This is a genomic window from Veillonella sp. ICM51a (assembly GCF_000524355.1).
Taxonomy (GTDB): domain Bacteria; phylum Bacillota; class Negativicutes; order Veillonellales; family Veillonellaceae; genus Veillonella; species Veillonella atypica.
Genome location: NZ_JAPX01000046.1, coordinates 41,390 through 59,472 on the forward strand (window position 1 = coordinate 41,390; position 18,083 = coordinate 59,472).

Genomic DNA, 18,083 nt, shown 5'->3' on the forward strand with positions numbered 1-18,083 from the left:
TCACCGCCACTAATCTCGGTCAAAAATATCTCTAGTATAAACTTTATCTTTTACATCGGCCAAGGAATCATCCCAACGATTAGCTACAATCACATCACTAACACGTTTAAAATCATCAAAGTTTCTAATGACTGGTGAGTGGAAAAAATCATCCGCCTCTAGTGTTGGTTCATACACAACAACAGCAATCCCCTTTGCTTTAATACGTTTCATGATACCTTGTACAGCAGAAGCTCTAAAATTATCGGAATTTGTTTTCATTGTCAATCGGTAAATGCCAACAATCTTAGGATCCTTTCCGATGATGGCATCTGCAATGTGATCCTTTCTCGTCCGATTTGCATCAACAATGGCAGATATGAGGTTTTGTGGCACATCATTGTAATTTGCCAATAGTTGTTTTGTATCCTTTGGCAAACAGTACCCGCCATATCCAAAGGAAGGATTATTATAGAAATCTCCAATACGAGGATCTAAACATACGCCATGAATAATCTCACTCGTATTTAATCCACGCACCTCTGCATAGGAATCTAGTTCATTAAAATAAGCTACACGCAATGCTAAATAGGTATTAGCAAACAATTTAATGGCCTCTGCCTCTGTAGAACCAGTGAAACATAAAGGTATATCATCTTTAAGAGCACCTTCTGCTAATAAGTGAGCAAACGTATGAGCTCGTTCCGAATCTTCACCAACTACAATACGAGAAGGATATAAATTATCATATAACGCTTTACCTTCACGTAAAAACTCAGGAGAGAAAATTATATTCTTCGTATTAAACCGTTCTCGCATCTCTTCTGTATAACCTACAGGGACTGTAGATTTAACAATCATAACCGCATCAGGATTAATATCTAAAACTGTTTTAATAACAGATTCTACGGATGATGTATCAAAAAAATTCTTTTGTGGATCATAATTGGTAGGTGTAGAAATTATAATATATTCAGCACCTGTGAAAGCTTCGTTAGGATCTAATGTAGCACGGAAATTTAGCGACTTATTCTTTAAATAATCGGTCAATTCTGAATCAACAATAGGTGATTCTTTACGGTTAATCATATCTACCTTTTCAGGAATGATATCCAGTGCAACCACTTCATTATGTTGTGCTAATAATACGCCATTTGAAAGGCCTACATACCCGGTACCAGCTATTGCTATTTTCATTTATTTACCATCCTTCATATAAAAATCTTTATACCATATTGCAAAACGTCTTAAACCTTCTCGAAGTGTTGTACTCGGTTTAAACCCAAAATCCGTTTCTAATGCAGATGTATCAGCATATGTAATCGGCACATCTCCAGGTTGCATCGGTACGAGTTCCTTATGGCGTTCCATGTTAAAATCTGCTGGTAACACACCAGCACCTATTAACTCTTCCCCTAAAATCGTCACAAAGTCCAATAGATTTTCAGGACTATTATTACCGATATTATAAATTGCATATGGTGGTACTGGTAATCCATCAGCCCCATTTCTTCGTTCAGGAGCTACTTGCATAACCTTATAAACGCCTTCAACAATATCGTCTATATAAGTAAAGTCACGCTTACAATTACCATAGTTAAAGATTTTAATCACTTCGCCTTTGCGCAATGTGTTAGTAAATCCAAAGTATGCCATATCAGGACGCCCTGCTGGGCCATACACAGTAAAGAACCGAAGGCCTGTACATGGGATGTTATACAACTTAGCATAGGAATAGGCTAATAATTCATTAGATTTCTTTGTAGCTGCATATAAGGACACAGGATTATCTACTTGATCATCTGTAGAATAAGGAATCTTTTTATTAGAACCATAAACGGAAGAGGATGATGCATATACAAGATGTTCAACACCTTTTGCCCCATTATCATACGAATGACGGCAACATTCTAATATATTGTAAAAGCCAATAATATTTGATTCTATATATGCGTCTGGGTTCGTAATAGAATAGCGTACACCTGCCTGTGCTGCTAAGTTCACAACTACATCCGGTTTATATCCATCAAAAATAGATTGTAAAAACTCTTTATCCGCTATATTCCCTTTTTTGAATATCCATTGATTATCATGTTTTACGGAGGAAACAATCTGTTGAAGTCTATACTCCTTTAAACTCACATCATAATAATCATTAACAGAGTCAACACCTATGATTAGGCTATTTTCAATATTATTAAAAAGCGACATAACAAGATTGGCACCTACAAATCCTGCAGCCCCAGTAATGAGAATTACCTTGTTATGTAATGATACATTTTGTAAAAGCATAGTCTGTCCTTTCCTTTAGGAACGTCTTAGTCGTGCTAAGGCGCTATCCCATATTTTAGCAAGTACAACCCTCTCCGCTGGAAATAAATACAACACAACAAGATACGAAATAAGACTGACACATATACAGAAAATCGTCCAAATCATACTATTATATAAATGCAACAAAGCATAAGAACCAATACCTACAATGGCGGAGGTAATGATATAGGCTTTAATATTAAAAATTACACTCCACGCATTCATCTTCACATACACAGCTAAGAGATATAAAAGTACACCAATCATTTGAATCCGTACTATAGAACGAGCATAGACAAATGTAGTGAAATCATATTGAACACATATGTATATAACCGGAATTAATACGATGAGATGTAACATCTGTGCAAGGAATGAAATATTGGGCATTCCCTTAGCACGAAACGCTTCAGATATTAAATATGAAATAGCGGTCACGAGAGATGAGCTTAATGCCCATGATCCTAGCACTATTCCGGCTAACTTCCACTGAGGTCCCAATAAAATTTGTACAATAAAATCTTGATATACAAACATACCAACACCTAATGGAACCAAAAATAAGGCCATATATCGTTGAAATATTAAAAATGTTTTTTCAAACTCCTCTTTATTATGTTGATGTCGTGATAAAGCAGAGAATAAAACAGGAGCCATCGAAGATGTAGCAATAGCCATAACAGTAGTAACTATAGCTGTTGGCATCTTATAAACGCCAAGATAATATGCGTTCAAAAAATGACTAATAATGAAGGTATCTACCCATGCCGTAAGCCATATAGAGAATGCCTCCGCCAAGGACCATGCACTAAAACTGAACATATTACGAAATATAGGATACGAAAAATAGATGGATATCAATTTTTCTTGGCTCACACATAATGCAATAGCTGTAAATAGTTGTGCCACTAAAAGCCCAGCAATCAAAGACCAATAATCAAAACCTGCTAATGCCATTGGTATAGATACGAACAAAGGAGTAATGATAGTAATCATTCGTATGCTTAAGAGAAATTTGAAGTTAAAATTTCTTCTATACATTGCCATTTGAATGCTACTAAATGCACTCAATGGTAACATAGCCCCCATCACAGCTAAAGGAATACCTAATCCTTCATTGCCAACCAATGATGCTAACTCATCACGGCAGACAATGATAGCAATCCACAATACAATAGCTAGTACTATATTTGAAATAAAGGCAACACTAACACTTTTCTGTTTAGCCTCTTCACTTTCAAATTCGTATTGAACAAGAAATTTCTGGAATCCCGCATCTGCTAACATTTCCGCAAATGAAATAACCATCATTATAGTGGCTAAAATACCAAATGCTGTAGGGGCCAAAATATGCGCCAATATGATATTTGTAATTGGTGTAATAAGCTTTGCTAAGATCTCCGTTATAAGTGACCACTTAGCAGCAGCTACAACTTTAGTATCCATTGATATTCAAATCCATTTAATCACGATTTATATTCTTTAAGCCTTGTAAAAATAACTCATGATGCGCTTCACATGACAAATAATTCTGTATCGCTGTAAACCCATTAATCGTTTTTGTAGGTGATTTTAAATTTATAGACTCCATATCACCATTTTCGAATAATATACGATTTATATCTGTAGGAACAAAATCAGCTCCGATGTATACCTTCAAGATGTAACCACTCTCCCATTTCGTAATCAAACTCCATTGGTTCCATCTTTATAAATCCTGCGCCAGGATACAATGTTAATTCTCCAATATAAAGATGATCATTCACGTCATAAAAATCAACCCGTAAAAACGGAAAATCCTTAGATAATTGTTGGCATAATGATCTCATTTCTTCATAGTGTGGCGGTTTTTCAAATATTTTGTTAGAGGGCTCATAATGAAGAACGGAAAGATTAATATAATTCCAATCCTCATCATAATAGTTCATACGTGTTCCACCTTTAGAAAATCGTTCAGAACAAACTACAGTTAGCTTTGGTTCTCCGTGAAAGGAATACATCTTATAGTCTAATAAATCTGCATTCCCTAACTCATCTATATACTCTTCTGCTAAAATACGGCGGCGTATATTTTTATAGGGCCATTCACGAGCTATAAGATAAAAATCACGCTGTAAAGATTTATTAATAATTTGACGTGCTCCTTCTTTATCAAACTTAGACTTATCTTTACAAATTACAATACCACCACTGTCATGAGTGCATTTCAGTACAAACTGATTCGGTAATGCATCAAAATCAATTTCATCAAAAGAATCCCATACACCTAAAGTAGGAATGATGTACTTTGAGTCAATCCTATCAGCTAAATACTTTTTAGCCTCATACTTATCAACCATAGTAGTATATATGGATTTACGATCATATAATTTCATCCACTGCATCTTTTCACTAAAGGTCTGTGGATTATCTAAATTTAATGGATATCCCATATATTGAGGAAATATCCTTCGTAGAAACGCTTCATCGCTTAAGGAATCATAAGCACCCATTTTTATCATCACCCGTAAACGGTAATAAGGATCAGAGATGAACCGCTTTCCCTTGGTCAAGATTGTTTGTATGTTCATGTAATTTCTTCCTTTTAGTCCGTAAAATCTGAACTTCTATAAAAAATAACATCATATAAAAGTAAGTACTTTTACTTTCATAGGAAACCAAACCCATATCCATAACTAATTGAGACATAAGTAATATAAATACCATGACATATTCATTGCTGTGAAAATCATGATATCGTATCATGTTATAAACGAGATAGGCATACATGGAGTAGTATGTGACCACACCTATAACACCAGTACCCGCCAGTAATTCAATGTAATTATTGTGAAGGTAGTAATTTTCTCGACCGAAAATAGAGTATGTATATACCGCAGGATTATTAATCCCAACACCTATAATTGGAGACTGATGAAATAAATCCCAACCAATATCGACTAAGGCCATGCGAACAATAGCAGAAGAATCCCCACCAGTGCCTGTGAAAGCATCTACCATGGAACTCATACGTTCTAATACTTCACTAAAAATAGGTAGCTGTAATATACCTATAAAAGCAATAATTAATATGCTCAAATAAGCTACTAATTTAGCTAAGGAATTAACAATATTTTTACTACGAAAGCTTTTGAATACGAATAATAAAACGATACCTATAACGACAAATACCAATGCTTTCCGACTACCTGTAGCCGCCAATATACCTAATATTGGTAATGCTATGATGTTCCACCATCGCGGTTTATCGTACATCATATAATACACGGTCATTACAATAGCATTGGCACCTAATAGTCCTACTGTATTTGCATTTAATGCGTCATTTGCTATACGAGCCGATGATGAAAGAACATTGATAAAATAATCGAGTCCATAGTAATACACCGTATAGAAACAGACAATATATCCTGTCCACATACCGATTTTCAATAAGGAATCAACTGATTTTTCTCGCTGAAAACACATATACAAAACAATGAGCATACAAAATATTTTTACAATATCAAAGCTTCTACTCATGGCTACAGATGGATCAAGAGCATTTAGAGAACTAAGATAGCAAACGCCTATGAATAGTAGCATATACATATGCATCCATGTAAATGACACTGTAATTCGCCCCTGATCTCGTACGAGATAACATAGTATTAATCCAAACAAGCATACAAATAGCACATAGGCACCGTAATCTGCATCGCCGAGGGCGAACGATATAGTCAATGAAAGTACAAGAAATACTAATGTTATAAACCATATAAGACGATTAGATATGGTCGTAATATTTAACTTCAATACTGTCCCTCTTCTCTCAATATATGTACATCACAACACTAATTTTTCTATAAAATATCAATCCAACGTTTAGCAATTTTACTTAGTGGGAATGTATCTCGCACCTTGATTGCTTCAACAGATATACGTTTAGCCAACTCAGGACTTGCTAAGATGGATTTCATTTTTTCATACATCGTTTTCGTATCCCCTACAGGCACTAGTAATCCATTGACCCCATCTTGAATGACCATACGCGCACCGCCTACCGGGCAATCTGTAACAACTACAGGTAGCCCCATTCCCATAGCTTCTAACATGGAGTTAGATATGCCTTCAAAGTCAGACGATGACACAAACATTGTACATGGTCGCTCTTGTTCCAAGATGTTAGTTGCGAACCCCGGTAAAAGAACTCTGTCTGTTAATCCTAAATTTGCAATTTGTTGACGAAGTTCATCCTCTAGAACACCTTGACCATAAATGACAAGTTTATAATCCTTAAACTCATCTGCCAACATGCTAAATGCATTGATCATCATAGGTAAATTCTTTTGCGGATGCAATCGACATGCGGTTACAATAATCTTTTCACGTTCCCCTTCATAAGGTTCTGGTAAATTGCCATTAATCGGATTCGGAATAATATGCCCACGGCTTTGTATAGACTTAGAGAAATATGATTTCGCATCTTCAGTTTGAAATACTAAGGCATCAGCAAATCGAAACGCAAAGTCTCGAAGCATTTGTTGATGTTTGCCGACAGGCACCTTACGTGGATTATTTCGTTCAGAAAATACCATGCGATTTTTCACAAACCACGAACTAATAGCTAATATAAAACTGGACGCACTCAGAAATGATAAACACGTTGCATTAGGACGTTGTTTTAATATGCCAATAAGTACTTTAATTTCTTGTAAAAATCGAAGAATCTTATTGGAACTGGTCGTATGTATTTGAATTTGCTCTATACCTTCTGGCAATGCATATTCGGTGCCATAGCGATTAGGACTTGTTTGAATAACTGTAATCTCGTGTCCATCATGATGCCATTGGCGAGCCAGTTCTGTTAAAATACGTTCAGCACCATCATTACCGAGGGAAATCGTAACAATAATAATTTCTTTACCCATTTTGACGCTCCTCTGTGATATATTCGGCTAAACGTATATATGCGTCTTTCATTGTTACCTTTGGTTCCCATGATAGATTGCGCATCTTCCTAGAATTTAAAAACATATGAACTGTAGGCGCATAGCCAAAGGAGGACGCATTTTCAGGTATATCAAAGACGACAGAAACTTTATCGCCCCCCACATGGCACGCTACTAAATTGGCAATACTAGCAATACTACGAGTTTCCTCGTCATGGCACACATTATAAGCTTCGCCCTTATCACCTTGGGTCATCAAAATAATAATGGCCCGCACTGCATCCGTAATATAACAGAAGTTGGACATGGAATCGCCCTTAGTATGAAGGATAATATCACGACCATCCAAGGCATGTTGGGTGAACTGCATAAACACCCGATTATCATCTAACAGTACACCAGCGCCGAACGTCTGTGCTAGGCGAGCGATTTTAACAGGAACACCAAATTCAACAGCATAGGATTTACAGTAACATTCGCACATACGCTTACTTTCAGAATAGGAACTACGAACGTTTAGATGATCTAAATATCCAATGCGATCCTCCGTCATAACTTGACCAGATTCATAAGGTATACCATACTGTTCCATGCTCGATAGATATACCATACCTAAAATCCGCTGTTCTTTTCCCAGTTCTAACATACGTTCCGTACCATGTATTGATGTACGAATCGTATCCACCGGATGTTCTACAAAATATTTAGATTTTGTAGGGGCAGCCCCATGCATAATATAGTCACATGCTACAGTTAGAGAATCTAATGGCCTATCAATAAATGTGATTGCTTGTGAATTTAGAATATCCCCAAATATAGAATGTGCCTTTTCTATATTGCGCACATGGCATATGACATGTAATGAAAGATGGTAGGCATCATTGGCTGCTACTAATGAACGAGCCACCATAGAGCCTATTAAACCTGTAGCACCTGTTACAAGTATTGTCTTATCCTGAAACGCCTTAAATATGTGAGAATCACCTATAATTTCTTGTATGTCTCGTTCAACAACCGTATTAATTGCCCTCACCTCCACTTTCTCTATTTTTTAATATACCTGTGAACATATAATAATCTGATGGGGTTGTAATCTTAATATTTTCAGGTTCCCCCCATACGGGGTACAAGGGATACCCATAATGCATCATCATAGATGCAGAATCGATAAAATCATGAATTCCTTCAGCTATTGATGTATCATGAACTGAAAGAATATCAACGAGCCTAAAACTTTGAGGCGCTTTTGCCATCAAACATTGTTGACGATTTAAAATTGTTTTGATTTCTCCATCATCAGTAACCATAACTGTTTCAATAGCAGGAGTTACCGTAATGGCACTCCCCTTTGTTTCAACAGATCGTATATTTCTAACAATGGTAGAACGATCAACCAAAGGTCGTACACCATCATGAATTAGTACTGTTATATCATCAACACCATATAATCGTTTCACTTCAAGCAAACCGTTATATTGAGAGTCCAGTGCAGTCTCGCCACCAGGAACAATGGATACGATTTTTTGAAGGCCTTCTTTTGCTATCAGAGCCTTTGCATAATCCATCCAGTCTGACTTACACACTAATACAATGCCATCAATGAAGGGTTCTTCTTCAAAAATGGATAGTGTTTGTATCAGTATAGGCTTACCATTCCATTCAAGGAATTGCTTTGGCATTTTATCATTTTTCATACGGGATCCTACGCCACCAGCAAAGATAACTGCTATTCTTTTCATAGAACCTCCCTTAACTATTAACGATGTGTATTTACTAAATAATGAATGCCCTTGTAATTGGTATAACTACGATCCATATCGATATATACGGCATCATGCTTTGCTACACGCTGTTCCACTGGAGGCAATTGCATATAGTCGCCCCAAATCAAACGTAAGTATCGTTCATAACCAGCCATAACGGGAATTTGATGACCTTCAAATTCCTTATATACAACGTGATCAAAATCTTGGCGTGGATGGCGTAGCTTCATACCTTTCAAACTACCGATTAGTTCTGTTACTTCATGGGATGTGTCAAAATCATATTGGCTCATTTGTTTTTCTGCAAAGCGCCATATGTGATAACGCCACGAAGGTTTAGAAATCACCTTATAAATGCACCCAGCCAACATGCGATATACCTTGCCCTTGTTATCAGGCAACCGTTGTGCATTAAACAAGGCAAAGGTCATGGCCCACATTAATTGAAAGAATCGTTTGACAGTACCCTTGGGACAGCCATCGATGGGCATAATTTCAAGGGCTAATCCATGACAAATATCTTCATTCACACTATGGCGATTGATGAAAGTCGTTTCTTCATCGCGAATTGATGCACCCGCATCATGATAGATTTTATCTCTCGTTGTCCTACAATAGGTATATCGTTTATCACCGTGTATAGGCCAAAGTTCAGCCAATCTTTCATAATCAGGACGAGGCATAAAAATATCTAAATCATCATCCCAAGGGATAAATCCTTTATGTCGAATAGCCCCTATAAGACCGCCACCACATAAATAGAATCGTAGATTATGAGCATCACAAAATTCTTTAAATACTAAAAGCATATTCAATTCTTTAGCTTGTATATCATGAGCTGTTGTTTCTGCCATACTACCTTTCTAACGTATAACGGCCAATACCGTTTCCACCATAACTTTTAATTCTCCAATGAACGAGAATTCTTTAAGACTCCGTAAATTCCATTCCATCTTTGCAGGCAATACATTATGAATATAGCAATCATCTACATCATCTGCCGCATCTAACAAGGTATCTTCATCCTTATACCGAATACTAGCTACACTCGTTACACCTGCAGGCAGTAACAATGTCGCTTTCATTTCATTTGTATAAGCTGCTACATACCTTGGGACCTCTGGGCGCGTACCGACAAAACTCATGGTGCCTTCCAATATATTTATCAACTGAGGCAATTCATCGAGTCGACATTTTCGCAAAGCCTGTCCTACAGATGTAACACGCATATCGTCTTTAGACGTAACTTGTGCACCAAGCTGTTCAGCATTTTGTACCATAGTTCTAAACTTATAAATTCTAAAGGATTTACCATACTGCGTGACCCGTTCTTGTCTAAAAAATACAGGGCCTTCACTATCTAGTTTTATCCATACCGCTAATAATAGAAATATGGGACTTAATACTACTAATAGAATGGCTGCCACTAAACGATCAAATACAGACTTAATCATTAAATCACGACGTTTGGATGCTAAGATGTCGTAATAAGGACGAACTGCTTCACATCGCATATCATCGGGCAACTCCTGCCATGATTTCCAAATCATAATGCACCTAAACATTCTTTAAATGTATGAATCACATAGCTTACCTCTTCATCTGTCAAATTAGTATGAAGGGGCAATGTAATTTCATTTTTGAACTGATCATATGCATTCGGATAATCATCGATAGAAAATCCCAATTTTTTATAAGCCGTATGCATTGGAATTGGCTTATAATGCACATTTGTAGCAACACCTTTTTCTGCCATTCGTTCAATTAATTCATTCCGTTGTTCTATGGTTGCATCATTGATACGCACTAAATATAAATGACCACTACTCATATGCTCATCCGTATAATGAGGTACTACAGATACAGGACAATCTTTAAACGCGTCATTATATCGATCAATAATTTCACGACGCCGTTCTAATAGGCCAGGATATCGTTCTAATTGGGCCAATCCAATAGCAGCCATAATATCCGTCATATTGCACTTATAATAGGTACCTTTAATATCATATTCCCAGGCCCCCATCTTAGTTTTGGCCAATGCATCCTTATCCTGACCATGTAAAGATAATAGTTGAAATTCCTTATAGAGAGCTTCATCATCAATGCCCTCTATATGATTCCACGTAGCACACCCACCTTCAGCAGTAGTAAAATTTTTTACCGCATGAAAGGAAAAACTACTAAAGTCAGCTACATTGCCTGTATGCAGCCCTTTATAGGTTGCCCCAAAAGAATGTGCACAGTCTGCGACGATTGGAATTCTACCTAAAGCACGTTGTATATCATTACTTGGTACAAATAAAGATTTTGCATCATTTACAATTGTAAATAAACGGTCATAATCACAAGGTACACCACCGATATCGACAGGAATAATGGCCTTTGTCTTATCGTTTATGGCAGCAGCCACCTTATCATAGTCCATTTCATAAGAATCAGGTGCTGTATCGATTAATACTAGTTTTGCCCCTACATGAACTACAGGACTTGCACTAGCCGTATAAGAGTAAGCACTAGTTATAACTTCATCACCTGGTCCAATACCCAATACGCGAAGAATCATTTCTAAGGCTGCAGTTGCTGAATTTAAGCATACTGCCTTTGGCGTCCCTAAATACGTTGCAATACGTCGTTCTAATTCCTTAGTACGTGGTCCAGTTGTAATCCAACCACTTTTTAACGCTTCTACCACCTCATTGATTTCTAATTCTGTAATATCTGGAGGAGAGAAATTAATTTTCATAGCTTTCACCTATACTTTCCATTTATTCCATATCAATAAACACTGATCCGATAATAGCTACTCCAATTTGCTCTAATCGTTGTTTCGCTAATGCCATATCATCAGGTTGAACATAATCACCTTTTACAACCAAGAGAACCCCATCAGCTTTCTCAGCTATTACCAAGGCATCTGTAACACTTAACACCGATGGTGTATCCACTATGATGACATCATATTCATCACGAATGTACTCAAATACCGTATATAATCGATGGGAATCAACCACCTCTGACGGAGATTCCACTGCAACACCACTGGTAATTAGATCTAGATGAGGCATCACATGACGATGAATCGTCAAATCTTCATCCATAATGATATGATTTGTTAATCCTTGATTTTTTACATCAAATACAACATGTTGCACTGGATTGCGTAAATTACCATCAATTAACAGCACCTTGTCATTATTCTTGGATAAAGAAATCGCTAAATTAGCGGCCACCTCCGATACACCTTCACCTGTTGTAGCAGATGTAACACACAACATTTTTCTATTTTCTGCATTACAGCGATACTGTAAATTGCTACGCAATGTTCGATAAGATTCCACAAGAGGAGTATCACCATATTCATTTGAAATTAATCGTATCGTATCCATCTTAACCTCTCACCTTGTACAACCAACGCAACACCTTATTCTTAGGTTCTTCTGTTACCGATTTTCTATGATTAGGAATGACACCTAACATTGGCACCTGTAACATATCTTCAACATCTTTTGCAGTCTGTATTCTACGATTTCGCAAGGAGTTAACTAATGTATACAAACAGCCTAAAATTAAACCGATAATAGCACTGGCAACCATAACAAGTACACGACGAGGAGCAATCGCTTTTTCTGGTAATGTAGGAGCATCGACAATTTGTACCTCATTCGGTACCATAACCTCTGCCACCTTAGCTTCTTCCAGACGTTTAGAAAGCATTTCATAAATATCTTGGGCTACATCTACATCACGCTTAGCTTGAATATACCCCCGTTCCTTTTCAGGGAGTGCTTTCATCGCATCTTCGTTATCTTTATCTAAATCAGCTAACGTAGCCGCTTTACTTTGAGCTACTGCTAAAGCAGCTTCATTTTTAAATTTATCTGTTAATAAACCTTGTTGAGCGGAGTTACTTGATGGAGCTTGCTGTGAAACAATAGCATCGATTTCCTGTTGTAAACCGGCTTGTGCTTTAGCAATCTGATCATTTACTTCCTTCATTGCAGGATGTGAATCAGTATATTTACCTACGTAACTTGCCTTACGAGCCTCTAAATCTGCTAGTTGTGATTTATAAGCTTGTACCGTTGAGCTATCTGCAATACTAGCACCTGCCGAACCTAAATCCGCATTAATGCTACCTAATGCAGCTTGCGCCGTTTCTAAATCGAGCTTATTTTGTGCCTTTTCACGATCGATTAACGTAATCTTATCTGTAAGCCCCTTCATTTGATCATTGGTAGAATAAATTTTATTATCTACTTGAAATTGTTGGAGCTTTTTCTCTGCTTCAGACAATTCCTCCTTCGCTGTTACCACTCTTTTTTGTAAAAACTCACGAGTCGCTTTTTGTTCAACTTGGGATAACTCAGCTAAGCGTTTTAAAAATGTATCAATTAATAACTGATTAGCTTCTTGTGCCTCTTCTGGGGACTTACCAGTCACACTAACTTGTAATAACTGTGTTTCTTTATATGGCTTTGTCTCAATACGATTTTTAACAAATTCTTCATACGTTGGTAGCTTACTACTATCTCCGGCAATTTCATTGATAACAGGTTCCACAACATTACGACTTTTTAAAATCTCTGCATCAGTATTCATCAATTGACGAGCCATCGTATCAGAGTAGCTTGGGTCACTAGATAGCACTGAATTACCTAAGCCTTGCGTCTGTTTAATACGCAACATAGCTGTAGACTGATAGGTAGATGGTGTTACGATTAAGTACGCACCGCCAAGGAGAATACAAATGCCAGTCACATTTATAATAGTTCGCCGTTTTCTAACAAGAATCTTGGCTATATCTTTTATATCTATAATTTGTTCCATCCCAATACCCCTTTCAAGTAGGCATACAACACCGCGGTCTCTCTTTCCGCTTAAATATTATGGTTAGGTGTATATGTTGGAATAATATCCTGTAATACGCCAATTACATCCATATCAGTTTCACAAGAATCAAAGGTAGCAATTTTATCTATCAACCAATCACGATCAACGGTATCTAATGCGGCTTCAAAAATCTTTGTATGATTCGTTCGATTGGTTCCTTCTTCAGAGGTAAGTAATTCTTCATATTTCTTTTCACCTGGTCTAAGTCCTGTAATTTTAATATGAATGTCCTTATCAGGTTCCAATCCTGATAAGCGAATCATATTTCTTGCTAAATCAATAATCTTTACAGGTTCGCCCATATCAAGTAAGAATACCTCTCCACCTTTACCCATAGCACCAGCTTGTAACACGAGCTGACTGGCTTCTGGTATGGTCATAAAATACCGTGTCATTTCTGGATCTGTAACAGTTACAGGGCCACCTGCTTCAATTTGTTTTTTAAATAAAGGAATGACGGAACCGCGACTGCCGAGCACATTACCGAAACGAACAGTAATATATTTCGTATCATATGTATCATTCATAGATATGATAACCTTCTCTGCGACACGCTTTGTGGCACCCATAACGCTAGTTGGATTGACGGCTTTATCCGTAGAAATCATAACAAACCGTTCTACACCATGGCGACCTGCGACGTCGGCTACATTTCTTGTGCCATAAATGTTATTTAAAACGGCAGCCATTGGTTGAATTTCCATTAATGGTACATGTTTATGAGCTGCTGCATGGAATACAACTTGCGGATTATATTGAGTGAAAATTTGATCTAATTGTTGTTTATCTCTAATATCTGCAATAATTGGTATAATCGGGTCGTCTTTATATATATTTTTCAACTCTTGATTGATAAGGTATATACTATTTTCACCATGGCCTAACAATAAGAGCTGTTTAGGGCCAACACGCATAATTTGACGACAAATTTCTGAACCTATAGATCCACCAGCACCAGTAACAAGTACAACCTTATCTCGAATATAATGTTCTACAATATCCATATCGAGACGAACCTCATCACGTTCTAATAGGTCTTCTATGGATACAGGATGTAAATGGGATACTAGTACCTCATCATCTAACAATTGATACATCCCCGGTAATGTATTGACTTTACATTTAAGAGGCGAACAGATTTCCATGATATTTCTGATTTCATTACGTGTAACAGAAGGCATGGCAATTATAATTTCTTTCACCTTATGTTCTTTTACAATAGATGGGATATCATGACGATTACCTAGTATACGAACGCCGCCCATTAGACGATTGAATTTAGATTCATCATCATCGATGAAACCAATTACCTTACGAGACCGTTTATGATACCGTTCAATTTCACGAGCAATTGTGGCACCCGCATCACCTGCGCCAATGATTAAGGTATTTACCATATCAGCATCAGTACTTTGTTTTCCACCATATCGCATGGCAATATAATGGAGCACCATTCTACCAATTCCGATAACACCGGTACTAAGAATCCAGCTAATCAAATATATGGATCTAGGTAAAGATTTATCAAATACATACATCCCTGTATAGAAAAGTCCTGCTCCCAAGGTGGTCGCAATCAATACAGCAACCATTTCGCGCATACCTGCATAGCGCCATATGCGCGTATATAGATGCATGGACAAAAGCATAACAATATAGGAGATTACCATTATAGGCAATGCATCTATCATCTGATACAGATAATGTGATGTTATATAACCATCAAATCGTATAAGCAAACTGATCAATGCCACACCAATAATAGTAATAACATCTACAATAAGTAATAAGCCGGGTAATAAATATGAACGCAATGAAAGCCCCCCTTATATGACTTACATATGATACTATTTTTACTAATTAGTCTTTACCTATGCGAGATACCATGTAAGCACCTGTCAAAATAGGAGCAATATCTCTAGAGAGACTAATCTTACTGTTCTTAGTTAAGTACAAGATATCGCCTTCACGCATAACGTAATTTTGGGACATATCACCAGTTTTCAGCATATTATTTAAATTGATTTCAATAGGTTTTGTAGGATCATTTTGATGAATTAAGAATATCTTCTTCTTAGCCGTATCCCAGTTGAAACTACCCGCGACCCCAATCGCATCAATAACGGTACTCGATTTTGTTAATGTATAAGCACCTGGTTTATTAATTTCACCAAATACATAAACGCGAACGCCACCTAATTTTGTAACATTAACCGACACATCAGGATTGATAATGTATATGGATAATGCGTTAGATACATTTCGGGTGAATTCTTCTACTGTCATTCCATCCGCCTTAATATTACCTGCCATAGGAATGGATACATATCCATCTGGTCGAATGGTGAAAGTTTTATTTGCACCTAAATCTGCTTGTTGTACTACATCAATCATGAGTTCATCCCCTTGTCGTAGACGATACTCTTGATCAGAACCAATTGTAGATGCAGACGTATTCATATTTGATGTTGTAACTACTACAGGAGAAACATCCTTTGCAAAACCCGTAGTGGCTATCGTACCTATGACAAGAGATAAAGCAATCCATTTTTGATTCATACATGCACCTCATAGCATTCATTTCAATTAACAAAACACCTTAACACAACTATTTAAATAAATTTAATATTTAATTAATTATCGTACACATATTTTATCATCGTTTCTTTGTAACTACTATATAAGCAAGATGAAGCTTCTTTATATGGTTTTCATGAAGCATCAAGAATACTGAAATTATCTATGTTTAATGCTTACCCGTATATGTGTATTTTTCTTCACATATCGAAGTGTTGTTTTGCTCTATATATTTCTATTACTAATAAAAAATTTCTATATTTAGGAGTTTGCAAAAAAAAAGGCTCTCTGTCAAATGTTGGGGTATTCACCCTACGAGTCTTCTTTGGCACCAATCATAGTTATGGTTGGTGCCATTCTTTTTGCTCAAAAGTAGAATACGTACTCTAAATCTACCAAAGTGGCGAAGTCCATAGCTTATCCGTTTTAATACTTTAATTTTGTTGTTAGTTCCTTCTGTGTATCCATTAGAATATGGAAGTAAGAATGCATTAGTTAATTGCGTCATCCATGCAGGAAATGATGTAAAGAAGTTATTAAATTCATTTAAGCCAGATGCTTTTACTAATTCCATCCAATGCGTTAAATGTGCAGCTATTCTTTGTTTACCATAGATTGAAAAGATTTTTCTAAAAGAAAGTTTTAAAGCATATGCTTTTCGTAAATCATCAGATATTCTGAGTATTTCACATAGTTTAATATGTTCGGCTTCCGTTAAATGGTCTGGATGCTTCATTAGTACACGTCGATTCTGTTTTAACATACGTGAATAAGCAGCCAGTTTATGTTGCTCACGCTTTCTAACTCGCTCTACCGCCCAATCTACAAGTCGACATACATGGTATCGATCACAGATAATATGCGCATGTGGAAATAGCGCCTCCATGATGCGCTTAAATTGTATGGACATATCCATTACAATAAACTTAACTTGTAGGCGATCCTTATGTTTAAATGATGCAAAATAGTGGATTAATGCTTGCGTATCACGTTTCGGTAAAATATCTAATATTTCATGTGTATCTGGATTAGTTAAATTAACTTGGTATTGGTAGCCTTCTGCATTTCCTTTAAACTCATCAATACCAATCACAGTGGGTAAGGTCTTGGGCTTAGGTATAGTGATCATAGAGCAATAACGTAATACTGTAGTAATAGATGTATCACACTCGTTAGCAATAGCTGTATAGGTTACACTTTCAGTAAGTTTATCAAATAGCATTCTAATATTAGTTACACTTAGTTGCATATGTTTTCGTACAAATGGATTGCTTTCAGCAAAAGAATGACCACAATGCGGACAAATATACCGACGCTGTCTGTATTTTCCAATTAGTGGACCTCGTTGTACTTTTCCAAACTTTACAGTACGTATGCGGTAATCCTTAATATGCTTTGTGCTTTCTCCACACTTTGGGCAAATATGTGATGTTGCTGGTAATTCTATGTCAAAAATAAATATTCCGTCTAATTCATAGCTATTTGTAATATATTCTTGTTTTACATTATGTAAAAATTCAGTATAATCAGTAGTAGGCATATAAGCTCACATCCTTTCTTTAGGACTTTGACACTTTTATTGTAAAGCATGTGAGCCTTATATGCTTATTTTTTTGCAAAAAAATAT

Annotated in this window: 16 protein-coding genes; all 16 read right to left on the reverse strand. The window is 36.6% G+C overall.

The window, feature by feature from the left end; genetic code table 11:
* Positions 1–9 precede the first annotated feature (9 nt).
* On the reverse strand, positions 10–1,176 hold the full coding sequence (locus tag HMPREF1504_RS08255; protein ID WP_038125020.1) for a nucleotide sugar dehydrogenase: 1,167 nt from the start codon (positions 1,174–1,176) through the stop codon (positions 10–12).
* Positions 1,177–2,271 (reverse strand): NAD-dependent epimerase/dehydratase family protein, encoded by a 1,095-nt coding sequence (locus tag HMPREF1504_RS08260; RefSeq protein WP_038125022.1) that lies wholly within the window; start codon positions 2,269–2,271, stop codon positions 1,177–1,179.
* A gap of 15 nt (positions 2,272–2,286) precedes the next feature.
* Entirely contained in the window at positions 2,287–3,738 is a 1,452-nt protein-coding gene (locus HMPREF1504_RS08265) for a lipopolysaccharide biosynthesis protein (RefSeq protein WP_038125025.1), read from the reverse strand.
* 191 nt (positions 3,739–3,929) lie between these two features.
* Positions 3,930–4,862: an ATP-grasp fold amidoligase family protein gene (locus HMPREF1504_RS08270; protein ID WP_038125027.1), complete on the reverse strand. Its 933-nt coding sequence runs from the start codon at positions 4,860–4,862 to the stop codon at positions 3,930–3,932.
* A complete protein-coding gene (locus HMPREF1504_RS08275; RefSeq protein WP_038125029.1) occupies positions 4,816–6,087 on the reverse strand; it encodes an O-antigen ligase in 1,272 nt (423 codons plus the stop codon). The genes HMPREF1504_RS08270 and HMPREF1504_RS08275 overlap by 47 nt, the downstream gene beginning before the upstream one ends.
* A gap of 47 nt (positions 6,088–6,134) precedes the next feature.
* Positions 6,135–7,202 (reverse strand): glycosyltransferase, encoded by a 1,068-nt coding sequence (locus tag HMPREF1504_RS08280; protein ID WP_038125031.1) that lies wholly within the window; start codon positions 7,200–7,202, stop codon positions 6,135–6,137.
* The gene (locus tag HMPREF1504_RS08285) at positions 7,195–8,262 is read right to left on the reverse strand and encodes an NAD(P)-dependent oxidoreductase (RefSeq protein ID WP_038125033.1); all 1,068 of its coding nucleotides are present in this window, start codon (positions 8,260–8,262) and stop codon (positions 7,195–7,197) included. Before HMPREF1504_RS08285 ends, HMPREF1504_RS08280 begins: the two co-directional genes overlap by 8 nt.
* On the reverse strand, positions 8,243–8,962 hold the full coding sequence (locus HMPREF1504_RS08290; RefSeq protein ID WP_009660935.1) for a 2-C-methyl-D-erythritol 4-phosphate cytidylyltransferase: 720 nt from the start codon (positions 8,960–8,962) through the stop codon (positions 8,243–8,245). Before HMPREF1504_RS08290 ends, HMPREF1504_RS08285 begins: the two co-directional genes overlap by 20 nt.
* Before the next feature lie 17 nt (positions 8,963–8,979).
* Positions 8,980–9,840 carry a phosphorylcholine transferase LicD gene (locus HMPREF1504_RS08295; protein WP_005384240.1) on the reverse strand — a complete coding sequence of 287 codons (861 nt, stop codon included), beginning with the start codon at positions 9,838–9,840 and terminating at the stop codon, positions 8,980–8,982.
* Between the two features lie 9 nt (positions 9,841–9,849).
* Positions 9,850–10,536, reverse strand: coding sequence for a sugar transferase (locus HMPREF1504_RS08300; RefSeq protein ID WP_038125034.1), 687 nt, complete (start codon positions 10,534–10,536; stop codon positions 9,850–9,852).
* A complete protein-coding gene (locus tag HMPREF1504_RS08305) occupies positions 10,533–11,732 on the reverse strand; it encodes a DegT/DnrJ/EryC1/StrS aminotransferase family protein (RefSeq protein ID WP_038125036.1) in 1,200 nt (399 codons plus the stop codon). Before HMPREF1504_RS08305 ends, HMPREF1504_RS08300 begins: the two co-directional genes overlap by 4 nt.
* A 22-nt stretch (positions 11,733–11,754) precedes the next feature.
* Positions 11,755–12,375: a CpsD/CapB family tyrosine-protein kinase gene (locus HMPREF1504_RS08310; protein ID WP_038125038.1), complete on the reverse strand. Its 621-nt coding sequence runs from the start codon at positions 12,373–12,375 to the stop codon at positions 11,755–11,757.
* 1 nt (position 12,376) lies between these two features.
* Positions 12,377–13,816 (reverse strand): GumC family protein, encoded by a 1,440-nt coding sequence (locus tag HMPREF1504_RS08315; RefSeq protein ID WP_038125040.1) that lies wholly within the window; start codon positions 13,814–13,816, stop codon positions 12,377–12,379.
* A 50-nt stretch (positions 13,817–13,866) separates the two neighbouring features.
* The gene (locus HMPREF1504_RS08320; RefSeq protein WP_038125042.1) at positions 13,867–15,693 is read right to left on the reverse strand and encodes a nucleoside-diphosphate sugar epimerase/dehydratase; all 1,827 of its coding nucleotides are present in this window, start codon (positions 15,691–15,693) and stop codon (positions 13,867–13,869) included.
* A gap of 46 nt (positions 15,694–15,739) precedes the next feature.
* Positions 15,740–16,438: a polysaccharide biosynthesis/export family protein gene (locus tag HMPREF1504_RS08325; RefSeq protein WP_038125044.1), complete on the reverse strand. Its 699-nt coding sequence runs from the start codon at positions 16,436–16,438 to the stop codon at positions 15,740–15,742.
* A gap of 325 nt (positions 16,439–16,763) precedes the next feature.
* Positions 16,764–17,996, reverse strand: a complete 1,233-nt coding sequence (locus tag HMPREF1504_RS08330) for an ISL3 family transposase (RefSeq protein WP_016475902.1) — start codon at positions 17,994–17,996, stop codon at positions 16,764–16,766.
* Positions 17,997–18,083 lie beyond the last annotated feature (87 nt).